At 75.0% G+C, this 19,622-nt stretch carries 2 protein-coding genes; both read left to right on the top strand.

Translation table 11 applies throughout. The features are described 5' to 3' along the window. Positions 1 to 47: 47 nt before the first annotated feature. Positions 48 to 15,554 (top strand): SDR family NAD(P)-dependent oxidoreductase, encoded by a 15,507-nt coding sequence (locus tag ACVV2G_RS32535; RefSeq protein WP_453846386.1) that lies wholly within the window; start codon positions 48 to 50, stop codon positions 15,552 to 15,554. An 88-nt stretch (positions 15,555 to 15,642) separates the two neighbouring features. Beyond that, on the top strand, positions 15,643 to 19,622 hold a 3,980-nt coding region (locus tag ACVV2G_RS32530; RefSeq protein WP_453846387.1), incomplete at its 3' end, for a type I polyketide synthase.

The raw sequence follows: 19,622 nt of genomic DNA, 5'->3' as shown, positions 1-19,622 counted from the left end.
CCGAGGCCCCCGTCCCCGTTCAGGACGCGGGTGGGTGGTGGCCGTGGGTGGTGTCGGGCAAGTCCCGTGCGGCGGTGGCGGAGCAGGCGGCGCGGTTGGCGGTGTCGGTGCGCGGGTCGGATGTGCGAGTGGTGGATGTGGCGCATTCGCTGGCGGTGACGCGGGTGGCGATGAGTGAGCGGGCGGTGGTGGTGGGCCGCGACGTGGAGGAATTGCTCGCCGGTCTTGACGCGCTGGCGGTGGGTGGGCCGTCCGCCCGGGTGGTGGAGGGTGTTGCGGGTGAGGGTTTGGGGGGTGTGGTGTTCGTTTTCCCGGGTCAGGGTTCGCAGTGGGCCGGGATGGCGGTGGAGTTGCTTGATACGTGTCCTGTGTTTGCGGCGCGGATTGCGGAGTGTGCGGGGGCGTTGGCTCCGTTTGTGGAGTGGTCGTTGCTGGATGTGCTGCGTGGTGTGGGGGGTGCGGCGTCGCTGGAGCGGGTGGATGTGGTGCAGCCCGCGTTGTGGGCGGTGATGGTGTCGCTGGCCGAGGTGTGGCGTTCGCGGGGTGTCGTGCCGGCTGCGGTGGTGGGTCATTCGCAGGGGGAGATCGCTGCTGCGGTGGTGGCGGGTGGTCTGTCGTTGGAGGACGGGGCCCGGGTGGTGGCGTTGCGGTCGCGGGCGCTGCGTGCGTTGTCGGGGCTGGGCGGCATGGTGTCGGTGGCGCGTGGTGTGGACGAGGTGCGTGGGCTGCTGGCGGAGTACGAGGGCCGTATTGGTGTGGCGGCGGTGAATGGTCCGTCGTCGGTGGTGGTGTCCGGTGATGCGGATGCTCTGGACGAGTTCGTGACCGTGTGCGACGGGGCGGGGGTGCGGGCCCGTCGTGTCGCGGTGGACTATGCGTCGCACTCCGCTCATGTGGAGCGGATCGAGGGGGAGTTGGCGGAGTTGCTGGCTCCGGTGGCGGCTCGGTCGTGTGAGGTGCCGTTCTACTCGACGGTCGTGGGTGAGGCGATCGACACGGCGGGTCTGGATGCCGGGTACTGGTATCGGAATCTGCGGGGGACGGTGGAGTTCGAGGCGGCGACGCGTGCGTTGCTGGCGGACGGTTTCCAGGTGTTCGTGGAGGTGAGTGCGCATCCGGTGGTGGCGACGGGGGTGCAGGAGACGATCGAGGACGCGGGGGTGCGGGCCGGTGTGGTGGGGACGCTGCGCCGTGACGAGGGCGGGCTGGAGCGGTTCACCCTGTCGCTGGGTGAGGCGTGGGCGCTGGGCGCCGGCGTCGACTGGGACGCGTACTACGAAGGCACCCGGCCCCACCGCGTCGACCTCCCCACCTACCCCTTCCGTCGTGACTGGTACTGGCTGACGCCCGCGGAGCCGGCCGTCACCGCGTCCGGCGCGGACACCACCGACGGGGAGTTCTGGTCGGCCGTCGAGAGCGGCGACGTCACCAGGCTCTCCTCCGTCCTGGAAGTCACCGGGGACGACGTCGAGGCCTTCGGCACCCTGCTGCCCGCACTGGCGTCCTGGCGTCGCCGCCGTACCCTGCGCTCGACCCTGGACGGCTGGCGCTACCGCGTCACCTGGACCACACTGACCGGCGCCGGCGGCACCGTCCCCGGTGGCCGCTGGCCGGCGCTCGTCCCCGCCGGACACGCCGACGACCCGTGGGTGGCCGACGTGCTCGGAGCCCTCGCCGCCCGCGGACTGCGCATCGAACGCCACGACCTCACCGGCGACGAGGACGCCGCCGCCCTCACCGCCCTCCTCACCACGGGCACGGGCGACGGCCCGGACACCGACGGCGACGCACCCGCCGGAGTGCTCTCCCTGCTCGCGCTCGACGAGCGCCCCCACCCCGACCACCCCGCCGTGCCGCGCGGACTCGCCGCCGCCAAGGACCTGGTGCACGCCCTGTCCGGGACCGGCGCCCGGGTGTGGGCCCTGACCCGCGGCGCCGTCTCGGTCGACGGCCGCGACCCGCTGACCTCGCCGACCCAGGCCGGGACCTGGGGCTTCGGCCGGGCCGTCGCCCTGGAGCTGCCCGACGTCTGGGGCGGACTCGCCGACGTCCCCGCGGAGCCCGACGCCCGGTGCCTGGCCCGGCTCGCCGCTCTCCTCGGCGGCGACGAGGACCAGATCGCCGTACGGGCCTCCGGCGCGTACGCCCGCCGCCTGGCCCGCACGCCGCTCCCCGAACCGTCCGCGGCCACCGAGGACGCCTCGGCCGTGACCGAGGCCACCGAGGCCACCGAGGAAGACGGGATCGGCGGCTGGGGCGACCACGACACCGTCCTGATCACCGGCGGTACCGGCGCGCTCGGCGCCCACGTCGCCCGCTCGCTGGCCGCCCACGGCGCCCGCCACCTCGTCCTCACCAGCCGCCGCGGCCCCGATGCCCCCGGCGTGACCGAACTGGTGGCGGAACTGACCGGCCTCGGCACCCGGGTCACCGTCGCCGACTGCGACGTGGCCGACCGCGACCAGCTCGCCCGCCTCCTGGACACCCTCCCCGCCGAACTGCCCCTCACCGGTGTCGTGCACGCCGCCGGCGTCCTCGACGACGGGGTCCTCGACTCCCTCACCCTGGACCGCTTCGACGCCGTTCTGCGCCCGAAGACCGCCGGCACCACCCACCTGCACGAACTGACCCGCGACCACCCGGTCACCCTGTTCGTGCTGTTCTCGTCGATCGTCGGCGTCCTCGGCAACGCCGGACAGGCCAACTACGCCGCCGCCAACGCCCACCTGGACGCCGTCGCCGAGCAGCGGCGCGCCGAGGGCCTGCCCGTCACCTCCGTCGCCTGGGGCCCCTGGGCGGACGCCGGCATGGCCACCGCCGACGTGCTCACCGGCCGGATGAGCCACGACGGCCTCACCCCCATGGCCCCCGGGACCGCCGTCGCCGCGCTGCGCGCCGCCGTCGCCGAGGGCGCCCCGCACACCACCGTCTTCGACGTGGACTGGCGCTCGTACGCCTCCGTGATGACGGCGGCCCGGCCCAGCCCACTGCTCGGAGACCTGCCGGAGGTCCGCCGCGCCCTGGAGGCGACCGCCGCCGCGGCGCCCGACACCCACGCCCTGCGCGACCGGCTGCGCACCCTCACGCCCCCCGAGCAGGACCGTCTGCTCACCGACCTGGTCCGGGCCGAGGTCGCCACCGCCCTGAGGTACTCCTCGCCCGACGCGATCGACGTCGGCCGCGCCTTCAAGGACCTCGGCTTCGACTCGCTGACCGCCGTGGAGGTCCGCAACCGGATCACCACCGCCACCGACGTCAAACTCCCCACCACCCTGCTCTTCGACTACCCGAACACCACCGCGGTCGCCGCACACCTGCGGACGCTGCTGCTCGGCGAGGACCGCACCGCCGCCGCGCCCGTCGTGGTGTCCGCGGGCGTCACCGACGAACCGATGGCCGTCGTCGCGATGGCCTGCCGCTTCCCCGGCGGCGTCACCACGCCCGAGGAGCTGTGGGACCTGATGGCGGCCGAGCTGGACGTCGTGTCCACCCCGCCCGAGGACCGCGGCTGGGACCTGGACTCGATGTACGACCCGGACCCCGACCGGCAGGGCACCACGTACAGCCGCGAGGGCGGTTTCATCCGGGACGTCGCCGGATTCGACCCGGCGTTCTTCGGGATCTCCCCGCGCGAGGCCCTCGCCATGGACCCGCAGCAGCGCCTGCTCCTGGAGACGTCCTGGGAGACCTTCGAGCGCGCCGGCATCGACCCGCAGACCCTGCGCAACAGCGCCACCGGCGTCTTCGTCGGCAGCATCACCACCGACTACCAGGTCCGGCTCGGCGGAGCCGCCGCCCAGGAGCAGCTCGCCGGCCACCTGATGACCGGCAACGCCTCCAGCATCGCCTCGGGCCGCCTGTCCTACACGTACGGCTTCGAGGGCCCCGCCGTCACCATGGACACCGGCTGCTCCTCCTCGATGGTGGCCCTGCACCTGGCGCTCCAGTCGCTGCGCACCGGCGAGTGCACCATGGCGCTGGCCGGCGGCGTCACCGTCATGTCCACGCCCGAGCCGTACGTGGAGTTCTCCCGGCAGCGCGGTCTGGCCGCCGACGGCCGCTGCAAGGCCTTCGCGGAGGGCGCCGACGGCATGGGCTTCGCCGAGGGGGTGGGCCTGGTGCTCCTCGAACGGCTCTCCGACGCGCGCCGCAATGGCCACCCCGTCCTCGCGGTGGTCCGCGGCTCGGCCCTCAACCAGGACGGCGCCTCCAACGGCCTGACCGCCCCCAACGGTCCCTCCCAGCAGCGCGTCATCCGGCAGGCCCTCGCCAACGCGGGCCTCACGCCCGGCGAGGTCGACGCCGTCGAGGCGCACGGCACCGGCACCCCGCTCGGCGACCCCATCGAGGCGCAGGCCATCCTCGCCACCTACGGGCAGGACCGTGCCCCCGAACAGCCCCTGTTCCTCGGCTCGTTGAAGTCGAACATCGGGCACACCCAGGCCGCCGCCGGCGTCGCCGGCATGATGAAGATGATCCTGGCGATGCGGCACGGCATCCTGCCCAGGAGCCTGCACATCACCAGCCCGACCCCCGTGGTCGACTGGTCCAGCGGCACCGTCCGGCTCCTGACCGAGGCCACCCCGTGGCCGGAGACCGGCCGTCCGCGCCGCGCGGGCATTTCCTCCTTCGGCATCAGCGGCACCAACGGTCACCTCATCCTGGAACAGGCACCCGTGCCAGAGCCCACGGACGACGCCGAGCCCGCCGAGGCCCCCGTCCCCGTTCAGGACGCGGGTGGGTGGTGGCCGTGGGTGGTGTCGGGCAAGTCCCGTGCGGCGGTGGCGGAGCAGGCGGCGCGGTTGGCGGTGTCGGTGCGCGGGTCGGATGTGCGAGTGGTGGATGTGGCGCATTCGCTGGCGGTGACGCGGGTGGCGATGAGTGAGCGGGCGGTGGTGGTGGGCCGCGACGTGGAGGAATTGCTCGCCGGTCTTGACGCGCTGGCGGTGGGTGGGCCGTCCGCCCGGGTGGTGGAGGGTGTTGCGGGTGAGGGTTTGGGGGGTGTGGTGTTCGTTTTCCCGGGTCAGGGTTCGCAGTGGGCCGGGATGGCGGTGGAGTTGCTTGATACGTGTCCTGTGTTTGCGGCGCGGATTGCGGAGTGTGCGGGGGCGTTGGCTCCGTTTGTGGAGTGGTCGTTGCTGGATGTGCTGCGTGGTGTGGGGGGTGCGGCGTCGCTGGAGCGGGTGGATGTGGTGCAGCCCGCGTTGTGGGCGGTGATGGTGTCGCTGGCCGAGGTGTGGCGTTCGCGGGGTGTCGTGCCGGCTGCGGTGGTGGGTCATTCGCAGGGGGAGATCGCTGCTGCGGTGGTGGCGGGTGGTCTGTCGTTGGAGGACGGGGCCCGGGTGGTGGCGTTGCGGTCGCGGGCGCTGCGTGCGTTGTCGGGGCTGGGCGGCATGGTGTCGGTGGCGCGTGGTGTGGACGAGGTGCGTGGGCTGCTGGCGGAGTACGAGGGCCGTATTGGTGTGGCGGCGGTGAATGGTCCGTCGTCGGTGGTGGTGTCCGGTGATGCGGATGCTCTGGACGAGTTCGTGACCGTGTGCGACGGGGCGGGGGTGCGGGCCCGTCGTGTCGCGGTGGACTATGCGTCGCACTCCGCTCATGTGGAGCGGATCGAGGGGGAGTTGGCGGAGTTGCTGGCTCCGGTGGCGGCTCGGTCGTGTGAGGTGCCGTTCTACTCGACGGTCGTGGGTGAGGCGATCGACACGGCGGGTCTGGATGCCGGGTACTGGTATCGGAATCTGCGGGGGACGGTGGAGTTCGAGGCGGCGACGCGTGCGTTGCTGGCGGACGGTTTCCAGGTGTTCGTGGAGGTGAGTGCGCATCCGGTGGTGGCGACGGGGGTGCAGGAGACGATCGAGGACGCGGGGGTGCGGGCCGGTGTGGTGGGGACGCTGCGCCGTGACGAGGGCGGGCTGGAGCGGTTCACCCTGTCGCTGGGTGAGGCGTGGGCGCTGGGCGCCGGCGTCGACTGGGACGCGTACTACGAAGGCACCCGGCCCCACCGCGTCGACCTCCCCACCTACCCCTTCCAACGGCAGCACTACTGGCCGCGCTTCGCCGACCTCGGCGGCGACGTGACCTCCGCCGGCCTCGACTCGCCCGACCACCCGCTGCTCGGCGCCTCCGTCGAACTCGCCGGCGGGGACGGCCTCGTGGCCACCGCCCGCTGGTCGCTGCGCACCCACCCCTGGCTCGCCGACCACGCCGTGTCCGGCACCGTGATCGTGCCCGGCACCGCACTCGTGGAGTCCGTGATCCGCGCCGGTGACGCGCTGGGCTGCGGCCAGGTCGACGAACTGACCCTCCAGGCGCCCGTCGTCCTCGAGGAGCGCGGAGAGGTGCAGGTGCAGATCGCGGTCGGTGAGCCCGACGCCTCCGGGCGCCGCCCCGTCAGCGTCCACACCCGCTCCACCGGCTCCGACGGCGGCACCGAGGAACTGTGGACCCTCCGTGCCCAGGGGAGCCTCGCCGAGCCCGGTGTGCCGGCCGTGGAGCGGCCCGACGACTTCACCGTCTGGCCTCCCCGGGGCGCCATCAGCGTCGCCGCCGAGGGCTTCTACGACCTCCTCGCGGGCCGCGGGTACGAGTTCGGTCCCGTCTTCCGGGGGGTGCGTGCCACCTGGAGCCGCGGCGACGACGTGTTCGCCGAGGTCGTCCTGCCCGAGCAGGTCCGCGGTGACGCCGGACGCTTCGGTATCCACCCCGCGCTCCTCGACGCCGCCCTGCACGCGGCCAACCTCACGTCCGACGGTGACCGCACCGTCGTACCGTTTGCCTGGTCCGGGGTGTCGCTGCACGCGACCGGCGCCACCGCGCTGCGCGTACGGGTCTCCCCGGCAGGACCGGACACGATCACCGTCCACATGACCGACCCGACGGGGGCACCGGTCGCCGTCATCGAGTCGCTGGCCGTCCGCGAGGTCGCCGCCGAGACCCTCGACCCGTCCGCGCGCGCCGCCCGCGACTGGCTGTTCCGGCTCGACTGGGCCCCCGTGACCCCGCCCGCCGTGGTGCCCGCCCCCACCGGCTGGGCCGTCCTGGGCACGCCGGCCGCCCCGGCCACCGCCCCCGACGGCAGCGGCACCGCGCTGCCCGCCGTCGCCACCCCCGCCGAGCTGACCGAGCACACCGACGACACCGGACGGACGCCCGGCGCCGTGCTGCTGTTCGCCGACGGGCCGCGGGAGCAGGACGCCCAGGACGTGCCCGACACCGTCCTCGACGACGTGCTCGCCGCCCTCCAGGGCTGGCTCGCCGACGACCGCACCGACGGCACCCCCCTGGTCGTCCTCACCCGCGACGCCGTCGCCACCGGCCCCGGCGACCCCGCCCAGGACCTGCCCGGCGCCGCCGTGTGGGGCCTGGTGCGCTCCGCCCAGTCCCAGCACCCCGGCCGGCTCGTCCTCGTCGACCTCGACGTCCACGACGACTCCTGGCAGGCCCTGCCCGCCGCGCTCGCCACCGGTGAACCGCAGCTGGCGATCCGGCAGGGCGAGGTGTACGCGCCCCGCCTGGCCCGGCCCCGCACCGGCGACGCGCTCACCGTGCCGTCCGGTGCCGGTGACACGCTCACCGCGCCGTCCGGTGCCGGCGCATGGCGGCTGGACATCCCGGAGAAGGGCTCCGTCGACAAGCTGGACCTCGTCGCCTGCCCCGAGGTGACCGAGGCCCCCGCCGCCGGGCACCTGCTGATCGAGGTACGCGCCGCCGGACTCAACTTCCGCGACGTGCTCAACACCCTCGGCATGTACCCCGGCCCGGCCGTGCTCCTGGGCGCCGAGGCCGCCGGTGTGGTCACCGCCGTCGGCGAGGGCGTCACCGGCTTCGCCCCCGGCGACCGTGTCATGGGCCTGGTCACGGGCGGCTTCGCCACCCACGCCGTGGCCGACGCCCGCATGGTCGCCCCCGTGCCCGACGGCTGGACCTGGACGCAGGCGGCCTCCGTCCCCGTCGCCTTCCTCACCGCCTACTACGGCCTGCGCGACCTCGCCCGCCTGGAGGCGGGGGAGTCCGTGCTCGTGCACGCCGCGGCCGGCGGCGTCGGCATGGCCGCCGTCCAGCTCGCCCGCCACTGGGGCGCCGAGGTCTACGGCACCGCCGGCGAGCACAAGCGCGCCCTGCTGCGCGCCGACGGCTGGGACGACACCCACCTCGCCTCGTCGCGGACCCTCGGCTTCGAGGACCGCTTCCGGGCCACCAGCGGCGGACGCGGCGTCGACGTCGTCCTCAACTCCCTGACGGGCGACTTCGTCGACGCCTCGCTCCGGCTCCTCGCTCCCGGCGGGCGCCTCGTCGAGATGGGCAAGACCGACGTCCGCGACCCCGAGCGGGTCGTCCGCGACCACCCGGGCGTCGCCCTCTACCAGGCGTACGAACTGCGCGAGGCGGGCGAGGACCGCATCCGCGAGATGTTCCGCGACCTGACCGGCCTGTTCGCCTCCGGCGCCCTGCGCCCGCTGCCCACCGTCACCTGGGACGTGCGCCACTCCCGCGAGGCCTTCCGCCACATGGCGCAGGCCAAGCACTACGGCAAGATCGTCCTCACCCTGCCCCGCGCCTGGGACCCCGAGGGCACCGTCCTCATCACCGGCGGCGCCGGTGTCCTCGGCGGCATCCTCGCCCGCCACCTCGTCACCCGGCACGGCATGCGGCACCTGCTCCTCACCGGACGCCGCGGCCCCGACGCCCCGGGCGCCGCCGGACTCCGGACCGAACTGGAGGAACTGGGCGCCCACGTCACCCTCGCCGCCTGCGATGTGTCCGACGCCGACGCGCTCACCCGGGTCATCGCCGCCGTACCCGCCGCACACCCGCTCACCGCGATCGTGCACGCCGCCGGCGTCCTCGACGACGGGGTCCTGGAACACCTCACCCCCGACCGGCTGCGCACCGTCCTGGCACCCAAGGCCGACGCCGCCCGCCACCTGGACCGCCTCACCCGCGGCCTCGACCTCGCGGACCTCGTGCTGTTCTCCGCGGGCGCCGGCGTCTTCGGCAACGCGGGACAGGCCAACTACGCCGCCGCCAACACCTACCTCGACGCCCTCGCCCACCGTCGCCGCGCCGAGGGCCTGCCCACCACCTCGCTCTCCTGGGGCCTGTGGGCCGACGCCAGCTCCCTGACCGGACACCTCGACGACACCGACCTCGCCCGGGTGCGCCGTTCCGGCGTCCTGCCCCTGTCCGCCGCCGACGGCACCGCCCTCTTCGACGCCGCCCTCGCCGAGCAGCGCCCCCACCTCGTGCCGGTCCGCCTCGACACCGGACAGCTGCGGACCTCCGGCGGCGAGGTCCCGCACCTGCTGCGCTCCCTGTACCGGGGCCCCGCCCGGCGCACCGCCGACGCGGGCGCCGCCACCGGCACCGACGGCCTGCGCACGCGCCTGGCGGGCCTGTCCGCCGACGACCGGCTCGGCGCCCTGCGCGACCTGGTCGCCACCTACGCGGCGGCCGTCCTCGGCCACGCCGACCCGGCCCAGCTCCACGCGGGCCGCGCCTTCCGCGACCTCGGCTTCGACTCGCTGACCGCCGTCGAACTCCGCAACCGCCTCAACGGCGCCACCGGACTGCGGCTGCCCGCCACCCTCGTCTTCGACCACCCCACCGTCACCGAACTCGCCGCCTTCCTGGACGGCGAACTCTTCGACGCGCCCCCCGCCGCACTGCCCGCCACCCCTGCCCCGGCCTCCGCCACGCACGCCGACGACGACGTCTTCGCCATCGTCGGCATGGCCTGCCGGCTGCCCGGCGACATCCGTTCGCCCGAGGACCTGTGGCGGCTGCTCGCCGACGGCACCGACGCCATCGCGCCCTTCCCCGCCGACCGGGGCTGGGACCTCGACGGCCTCTACGACGCCGTACCCGAACACCAGGGCAGCTCCCGCACCCGCGAGGGCGGCTTCCTGCACGACGCCGCGGACTTCGACGCCGACTTCTTCGGCATCTCCCCGCGCGAGGCCCTCGCCATGGACCCGCAGCAGCGCCTCCTCCTGGAAACCTCCTGGGAGGTCTTCGAACGGGCCGGCATCGACCCCCGTTCCGTGCGCGGCAGCCGCACCGGCGTCTTCGCCGGCCTGTCCTCCAGCGACTACCTCAAGCGTGTCGCCCACGTCCCCGACGAGATCGCGGGGTACGTCAACAACGGCAACGCCAACAGCATCGTCTCCGGCCGGGTCGCCTACACCCTCGGCCTGGAGGGCCCGGCGGTCACCGTCGACACCGCCTGCTCCTCCTCCCTCGTCGCCCTGCACATGGCGCTCCAGGCGCTGCGCGGCGGCGAGTGCACCATGGCACTGGCCGGCGGCGTCACCGTCATGTGCTCGCCCGAGATCATCGTGGACTTCTCCCGCCAGCGCGGCCTGGCCGCCGACGGCCGCTGCAAGCCGTTCGCCGCCGCCGCCGACGGCACCGGCTTCTCCGAGGGTGTCGGCCTGGTCCTCGTCGAACGGCTCTCCGACGCCCGCCGCAACGGCCATCAGGTCCTGGCCCTCGTCCGGGGCTCCGCGGTCAACCAGGACGGCGCCAGCAACGGCCTCAGCGCCCCCAACGGCCCCGCCCAGCAACGCGTCATCCGGCAGGCCCTCGCCGACGCGGGCGTCCGCGCCGCCGACGTCGACGCCGTCGAGGCGCACGGCACCGGCACCCGGCTCGGCGACCCCATCGAGGCCCAGGCGCTGCTCGCCACCTACGGCCGCGACCGGGACGGCGCCCACCCCCTGCTGCTCGGCTCCGTCAAGTCCAACCTGGGCCACACCCAGGCCGCCGCCGGTGTGGCGGGCGTCATCAAGACGGTGCTGGCGCTGCGGCACGGCACGCTCCCCAAGAGCCTCCACATCGACGCGCCCACCGAGCACGTGGACTGGCAGGGCGACGGCGTCCGGCTGCTGACCGAGGCCACCGAGTGGCCCGTGCCCGACGTGCCCCGGCCGCGCCGCGCCGCCGTCTCCTCCTTCGGTATCAGCGGCACCAACGCCCACGTCATCCTGGAGGAGGCACCGGCCGACGCCCCGGCCGCCCCGGACGCCCCGGGAACCGACGGCACGTCCGCCCCCGTGTGGGCCGCCCCGACGCCCGGCACGGCGAACGGCGGCACCTCCCCGGACGCCGGCACCTCCTCGGCCGCCGCCTCCGCAGGCGGTGCCGGAACCTCCCCGGACGCCGGGACTTCCGTGGGCGCCGACGCTTCCTCGGACGCCCCCGCCTCCATGGGAGCCGGCACCTCGGCGGACGCCGACGCCTCCTCGGACGCCGAGACTTCCGCAGGCGGCGCCGGCACCTCCCCGGACGCCGCCGCCGTCCGCGGGACCACGCCCCTGCCCTGGACGCTGTCCGCCCGCAGCGAGGCCGCCCTGCGCGGCCAGGCCAGGGCCCTCCTCGCCCACCTGGACACGCACCCCGGGAGCGCCCCGGCCGACATCGCCCACTCCCTGGTCACCCGCCGGGCCCTCCTGGAGAAGCGGGCGGTCGTCATCGGTACCACCCCGGGCGACTTCCGCGCCGGGCTCGCCTCCCTCGCCGAAGGCAGCCCCGCCGCCTCCGTGGTCAGCGGCGGCCGGGGCGCCGGCCGCGACCGCAGGACCGTCCTGGTCTTCCCCGGCCAGGGCACCCAGTGGGAGGGCATGGGCGCCGAACTCCTCGACGTCTCCCCGGTCTTCGCCCGGTCCATCGAGGCCTGCGAGGCCGCCCTCGCCCCGCACGTCGACTGGTCGCTCACCGACGTGCTCCGCCAGGCCGACGGTGCCCCCACCCTCGACCGGGTCGACGTCGCCCAGCCCGCCCTGTGGGCCGTGATGGTCGCCCTCGCCGAGATGTGGCGTGCCCACGGCCTCCAGCCCGCCGCCGTCCTCGGCCACTCCCAGGGCGAGATCGCCGCGGCCGCCGTCAGCGGTGCCCTGTCCCTCGACGACGCCGCCAGGGTCGTCGCCGTCCGCAGCCTCGCCATCGCCCGCGAACTCTCCGGCCACGGCGGCATGGTGGCCGTGGCCGCCTCGCACGACCAGGCGAACGCCCTCCTCGCCGACCTGCCCGACGTCTCCGTCGCCGCCGTCAACGGCCCTGCCTCCGTGGTGGTCTCCGGCGACTCCGAAGGACTCGACACCCTCCTCACCAGGTGCCGGAGCCGGCGCGTGCGCGCCCGCCGCGTCCCCGTCGACTACGCCTCCCACTCGGCGCACGTCGACCGGCTCGCCGAGAGCCTGCCCGCCGCCCTCGCCGGCATCGAACCCCGCGACGGAGACATCCCGTTCTTCTCCACCGTCACCGCCGACTGGCACCCGGGGACCGGGCTCGACGCCGCGTACTGGCACCGCAACCTGCGCAGCACCGTGCGCCTGGAGGACTCCCTGCGGGCCCTCGTCGACCAGGGCCACGACGTGTTCGTGGAGTGCAGCCCGCACCCCGTGCTCACCGTCGGCATCGAGGACACCGTCGCCTCCGCCGGGGCCGACGCCGTCGCCCTGGGCTCCCTGCGCCGCGACGACGGCGGCGCCGCCCGCTTCCTGACCGCCCTCGCCACCGCCCACGTGGCGGGCGTGAGCGTCGACTGGCGGCCCGCCGTCGCCCACGGCCGGCCCACCGACCTGCCGACCTACGCCTTCCAGCGCGAGCGGTACTGGCTGGAGGCGGGCGGCGAGCAGGCCGACCCGGCGGGCCTCGACCCCGCCGTACGGCTCGCCGACGGCGGGGTGCTCCTCAACGGCTCCCTCTCCCTCACCGCCCAGCCCTGGCTGGACGCCCACCGCACGCACGGCACCGCCGTCGTCCCCGCCACCGCCCTCCTCGACTGGGCGGTGCGGGCCGGCGACGAGACCGGCCTGCCCCACGTCGCGGAACTCGACGAGCACACCCCGGTCGCCGTCCCCGACGGCGAGCGCGTCGAGATACAGCTCACCGTGGCCGCGCACCAGGGCACGGACACCGGGCCCGAGGGCACCGGCAGCCGCGCCTTCACCGTCCACTCGCGCCTCCTCGGCCCCGACGGCGACACGGCCGGCCACACCCCCTGGACCCGCAACGCGACCGGCGTCCTCGCCGCCGCCCCGCACACCGGCCCCGCCCCGGCGCACCCCGGCCCCCGGCCGTCCACCGACGAGGCCGCCGCCGTCGGCATCGACGAGGCCCACACCCTCGTCCACCGCAGCGGCCTCGACCTGGAGGCCCCGTTCCGCACCGTGCGATCCCTGCGACGCTCCGGCGACACGGTCCTCGCCGACGTCGAACTGCCCGAGAGCACCCACCCGGACGCCCCCCGCTTCCGCCTCCACCCGGCGCTCCTGCAGACCGTCGTCGCCCTGGCCGCGACCCCCGAGAACGCCACCGCACCGGTGCTCCCCGCCGCCTGGCGGAACGTCACCGTGCACGCCACCGGCGCCACACGCCTCCAGGTCAGCCTGACGCCCGGCGGTGAGGACACCTGGACGGTCGACGCCCACGACACCACCGGAGCCCCCGTCCTGACCGGCACCGTCACCACGCGCCGGGCCGACCCGGAGCGGCTCCCGGCGGCCCCCGGCCCCGACGCCCTGCACCGCGTCGCCTGGACCCCGCTGACCGACGGCACCCGCAGCGGCACCCCGGAACCCGACGGCCCCTGGGCGGTCCTCGGCACCCCGGGACGGCTGACCGCCGCCCTGGAACGGTCCGGCGCCACCGTCCAGGTCCACGCCGACCTGCCCGCCCTCACCGCGGCCCTCGACAGCGGCACCGCCGAACCCCCCGCCCTGGTCGTGGCCGTACACGCCCCCACCGCGGGCGACGACCCGGCGGCCACCGCGCACAGCTCCGCACGGCAGGCCCTCGCCCTGGCCACCGACTGGCTGCGCGACCCCCGCCATGCCGGCACCCGGCTGCTCGTGGTCACCGAAGGAGCCGTCGCCACCGGCCCCGACGACACCGTCCCCGGCCTCGCCGACGCCACCGTCTGGGGCCTGCTGCGCTCCGCGCAGACCGAACACCCCGGCCGCTTCCTCCTCGCCGACCTCGACCCGGCGGCGCGCGACGAGTCCGCCCCGGACGGGCCCCACGCGCCCACCGGAACGGAAACCCGGGACCCGGACCCCTCGGCCGACGCCCTGATCACCGCCGTGACCGCGGCGGCCCACACCGGCGAGAACCAGTTCGCCGTCCGCGCGGGCACCGTCACCGTGCCCCGCCTGGTGCGCGCCGACCACCCCGACGGCGCCCCCCGGCCCGCCACCACCGGCCCGTGGGGCGACGGCACCGGCGCGGGCACCGTCCTGATCACCGGCGGCACCGGCGTCCTCGGCACACACGTCGCCCGCCACCTGGTCACCCGCCACGGCGTACGGCACCTGCTGCTCACCGGCCGGCGCGGACCCGACGCCCCCGGCGCGCACGCCCTGCGCGCGGAACTCGCCGCCCTCGGCGCCGAGACCGAGATCGTCGCCTGCGACGCCGCCGACCGCGACGACCTGGCCCGCGTCCTCGACGGCGTCCCCGCCGAACACCCCCTGACCGCGGTGGTCCACGCGGCCGGCGTCCTCGACGACGGGCTCCTGGACGACCTCACCCCCGACCGCGTCGACCGGGTCCTGCGGCCCAAGGCCGACGCCGCCTGGCACCTGCACGAACTCACCCGCGACAGCAAACTCACCGCGTTCGTCATGTTCTCCTCCTACGCCGGAGTCGCCGGCGGCCCCGGCCAGGCCAACTACGCCGCCGCCAACGCCTTCCTGGACGCCCTCGCCCAGTACCGGCGCGCCCGCGGCCTGACGGCGCACTCCCTGGCCTGGGGTTTCTGGGAGGACCGCAGCGAACTCACCGGGACCCTCGACGGCGCCGACCTGGCCCGCCTGGCCCGCTCCGGCATCCGGCCCCTGACCGCGGACCAGGGGCTCGGTCTCCTCTCCGCCGCCACCGGCCTCGACACCGCCCAGCTCGTCCCGGTGAGCCTCGACACCCGCGCCCTGCGCGGCGACGAGGTGCCCCCGCTGCTGCGGGCCCTCGCCCGCCCGGCCACGCGACGCACCGCCACCACGGCCCCCGGCGGCACCGGAACCCCCGTCGGCGAGGGACCGGCGGACCTCCGGCGGCGACTGGCCGGCCTCGCCGGCCCCCAGCAGCAGGCACTGCTGCACCGCATCGTCGTCGGCCACGTCGCCGCCGTCCTCGGCCACGCCTCCGCCGAGTCCCTCGACGCGGGCCGCGGCTTCCTCGACCTCGGGATGTCCTCGCTGACCGCGGTCGAACTCCGCAACCGGCTCAACGCCGAGACCGGCCTCTCCCTGCCCACCACCCTGATCTTCGACCACCCGGACCCGGCGGCCCTCGTACGGCACCTGCGTACCGAACTGGGCACCGGCAGCGGCGAGACACAGCAGCCCGTCTTCGCCGAACTGGCCGGCCTGGAAGCCGCCGTCGGCGGCGCCGAACTCGACGACCAGGAACGCGCCCAGCTGGCCAAGCGCCTCAAGGCCCTCCAGTGGAAGCTCGACTCCACCCAGGACGGCGCCGAGCGCGACGACGACTCCGACCTCGACACCTCCACGGACGACGAGATGTTCGACCTGATCGACAACGAACTGGGGCTCGCCTGACCCTCGTCCGCCGACGGCCACGAGCACGCCGGCGGACGCGAACCCCCCCACCCCGATCCGGTCACCGCGTCCTTCTCGAACCCAGAGGATCCACCCCATGGCAAGCTCCGAAGACAAGCTCCGCGACTACCTCAAGAAGGTCACCGCAGACCTGCGCCGCACCCGGCAACGGCTGGAGTCTGTCGAGGCCAGGGACAACGAGCCCATCGCCGTCATCGGCATGGCCTGCCGCTTCCCCGGCGGCGTCCGCTCCCCGGAGGACCTGTGGCGCCTGGTCGCCGACGGCACCGACGCCGTCGGCCCCCTGCCCGAGGACCGCGGCTGGGACCTGGACTCCCTCTACGACCCCGACCCGGGCACCCCCGGCAAGAGCTACGTCCGCGAGGGCGGCTTCCTGGAGGACGCCGCCGGCTTCGACGCCGACCTGTTCGGCATCGCCCCCCGCGAGGCCCTCGCCATGGACCCCCAGCAGCGACTCCTGCTGGAGACCGCGTGGGAGGCGGTCGAGCGGGCCCGCATCAGCCCCGCCTCACTGCGCAACACCGACACCGGGGTCTTCGTCGGCGGCGCCGACACCAACTACGGCTCCCTCGCCCGCTCCGCCGAGGAGACCGAGGGCCACAACCTCACCGGCGGCGCCATGAGCGTCCTGTCCGGCCGCATCTCCTACACCCTCGGCCTGGAGGGCCCGGCCGTCACCGTCGACACGGCCTGCTCCTCCTCCCTCGTCGCCCTGCACCTCGCGGTCCGCGCCCTGCGCGCCGGCGAATGCTCCCTGGCCCTCACCGGCGGCGTCGCCATGATGCCGACCACCGAACTGTTCACCGAGTTCTCCCGCCAGCGCGGACTCGCCCCCGACGGCCGCTGCAAGCCCTTCGCCGAAGCCGCCGACGGCACCTCCTGGGGCGAGGGCGTCGGCGTCCTCCTCGTCGAACGCCTCTCCGACGCCCGCCGCAACGGCCACCCGGTGCTCGCCGTGGTCCGCGGTTCCGCCGTCAACCAGGACGGCGCCAGCAGCCGCCTCACGGCCCCCAACGGCCCCTCCCAGCGACGCGTCATCGAAGCGGCCCTCGCCGACGCCCGCCTCACCCCCGACCAGGTCGACGCCGTCGAGGCACACGGGACCGGCACCACCCTGGGCGACCCCATCGAGGCGCAGGCCCTCCTCGCCACGTACGGGCGCAGCCGCCCCGACGGACGCCCGCTCCACCTGGGCGGCATCAAGTCGAACATCGGGCACGCCCAGGCCGCCGCCGGTGTGGCGGGCGTCATCAAGATGGTCATGGCGATGCGGCACGGCCTGCTGCCCGCCACCCTCCACGTGGACGCCCCCACCCCGCACGTCGACTGGTCCGCCGGCTCCGTCGAACTCCTCACCGAGGCCGTCGACTGGCCCGGCGCCGAACGCCCCCGCCGAGCCGGCGTGTCCGCCTTCGGCATCAGCGGCACCAACGCCCACGTCGTTCTGGAGCAGGCCGGCCCCGGGACCGCCGACACCGACGCCGACGAGGACGAGGGCACGACCGCCGACGCCGGCACCACCGGGACACCGGCCGTGACGGACCCCTCCCTCACCCCCTGGGTGCTCTCCGCCCGCTCGGAGTCCGCGCTGCGCGCCCAGGCCGCCCGGCTCCTCACGCACCTCCGGACCGCCCCCGACACGCGCCCCGCCGACATCGCCCTCTCCCTGGCCACCAGCCGCGCCGCCCTCCCGCACCGCGCGGTGGTCCTGGCCACCGACCCCACGGTCACCGAGGCGGCCCTCACCGCCCTCGCCGCCGCAGACCCCCACCCCGCCGTCCTGGAGGACAGCGTCCGCGCCGGCCTCACCGCCGTCCTGTTCTCGGGGCAGGGTTCGCAGCGGCTGGGTATGGGGCGTGAGCTGTATGCGCGTTTCCCGGTGTTCGCGGAGGCGTTCGACGCCGTGTGCGCGGGGCTGGACGGGCTTTTGGAGCGTCCGCTGCGTGAGGTGGTGTGGGGCGAGGATGCCGGGCTGCTGAACCGGACGGAGTTCGCGCAGACGGGTCTGTTCGCCGTCGAGGTGGCGTTGTTCCGTCTGGTGGAGTCGTGGGGTGTGCGGCCGGAGTTCGTGGCCGGGCATTCGGTCGGTGAGGTGGCGGCGGCGCATGTGGCCGGGGTGCTGTCGCTCGCGGATGCCTGCGCTCTGGTGGCGGCTCGTGGCCGGTTGATGCAGGAACTGCCGGCCGGTGGTGCGATGGTGGCGGTGGAGGCCACCGAGGCGGAGGTGCTTGAGCACCTGGTGTCCATTGAGGGTGTGTCGGTCGCTGCGGTCAACGGTCCGTCGTCGGTCGTCGTTTCCGGGGTCGAGGGGGCCGTCGAGGCGGTCGCCGAGGTGTTCCGGGAGCGGGGACGCAGGGTCAGCCGGCTCCGCGTGTCGCATGCGTTCCACTCACCCCTGATGGAGCCGATGCTCGATGCCTTCCGCCAGGTCGTGGCGGGGCTGTCGTTCGGTGAGCCGCGGCTGCCGGTGGTGTCCAATGTGACCGGCCGGATCGCACTGGCCGGTGAGCTGGCCGACCCGGAGTACTGGGTGCGCCATGTGCGTGAGGCGGTCCGTTTTGATGACGGTGTGCGGGCTCTGACCGGTCAGGGTGTGTCGCGGTTCGTGGAGTTGGGTCCGGACGGTGTGCTCTGCGGTATGGCGCGGGAGAGCGCGGGCGAGGACGCGGTCCTGGTCCCGCTGCTGCGCAAGGACCGGGACGAGGAGGGCGCCGCACTGGCCGCACTCGGCCGGCTGCACACCACCGGTGCGAGCGTCGACTGGGCCGCCGTCCTCGACGGCACCGGCGCCCGGCTCACCGACCTGCCGACCTACGCCTTCCAGCACGAGCGCTACTGGCCCGTACCCGCCCCCTCGTCCGCCGAAGACGTCGAGTCGGCGGGCCTGCGGTCCGCCGGGCACCCCCTGCTCAGCGCCGCCGTCGAACTCTCCGACTCCGGTGGCCTGCTGCTCACCACCCGGCTCTCGCTGCGCACCCACCCCTGGCTCGCGGACCACGTCGTCATGGGCAACGTCCTGCTGCCCGGCACCGCCTTCGTCGAACTGGCGGTCAGGGCCGGCGACGAGGTCGGCTGCGACCGCGTCGAGGAACTCACCCTCGCCGCCCCTCTCGTCGTGCCCCGGCAGGGAGGTGTCCAGCTCCACCTCCACGTCGGCCCGGCCGACGCGGCGGGCCGCCGTACGCTCACCGCCCGGTCCCGCCCCGAGGGCGCCGAAGGCATGCCCTGGACCGATCACGCCACCGGCGTCCTCGCTCCGGGAGAGCGCACCGCCGACTTCGACACGACGGTCTGGCCGCCGGCCGACGCCGAACCCCTCGACCTCACCGGGCTCTACGAGCGGATGGCCGAGGGCGGTTACCGCTACGGCCCGCTCTTCCAGGGCCTGCGCGCCGCCTGGCGGCGGGGCGACGACGTGTTCGCCGAGGTGGCGCTGCCCGAGGGCACCGAGCGCGAGGCCGCCGGATACGGGCTGCACCCTGCGCTGCTCGACGCCTCCCTGCACATCTCCGCCCTCGGCGGCCTCGCCAGGGGCGTGGTTCCGTTCTCCTGGGAAGGAGTGTGCCTGCACGCCGCCGGTGCCCAGGCGGTACGGGTACGGATGACCCGTACCGGCGACGAGTCCGCAGAGGTCGCCGTGGTCGACCCCGCCGGCGCCCCCGTCGCCAGCGTGGAGAACCTGGTGCTGCGCGCGGTCGCCGCCGGGGCGGCCACTGCCGACACCTCGACCCGCGACGCGCTGTTCCGGGTGGAGTGGGTCACCGCCCCGGCCATGGAGGACGGGGCCGGGTTGGGCCCGGTGGGTGTGCTGGATGGTGGTGCGGGGTTCGCGGGTCTGTCGGGTGATGGGTTGGTGGCGTTCGCGGACCTGGCGGGGCTGGCCGGTGGCGGTGAGGTGCCGGGGACGGTGCTGGTCGGTGCTGGTGCCGGGACTGCCGAGGGTGTTGATGTGGCTGCTTCCGTGCATGGAGCGGCGGTGCGGGCGCTGGAGTTGGTGCGTGCGTGGCTGGCTGAGGAGCGGTGTGCCGATTCGCGGCTGGTGTTCGT

The organism is Streptomyces sp. JK94 (assembly GCF_053613315.1).
This window is presented reverse-complemented; position numbering and strand designations above follow the sequence as displayed.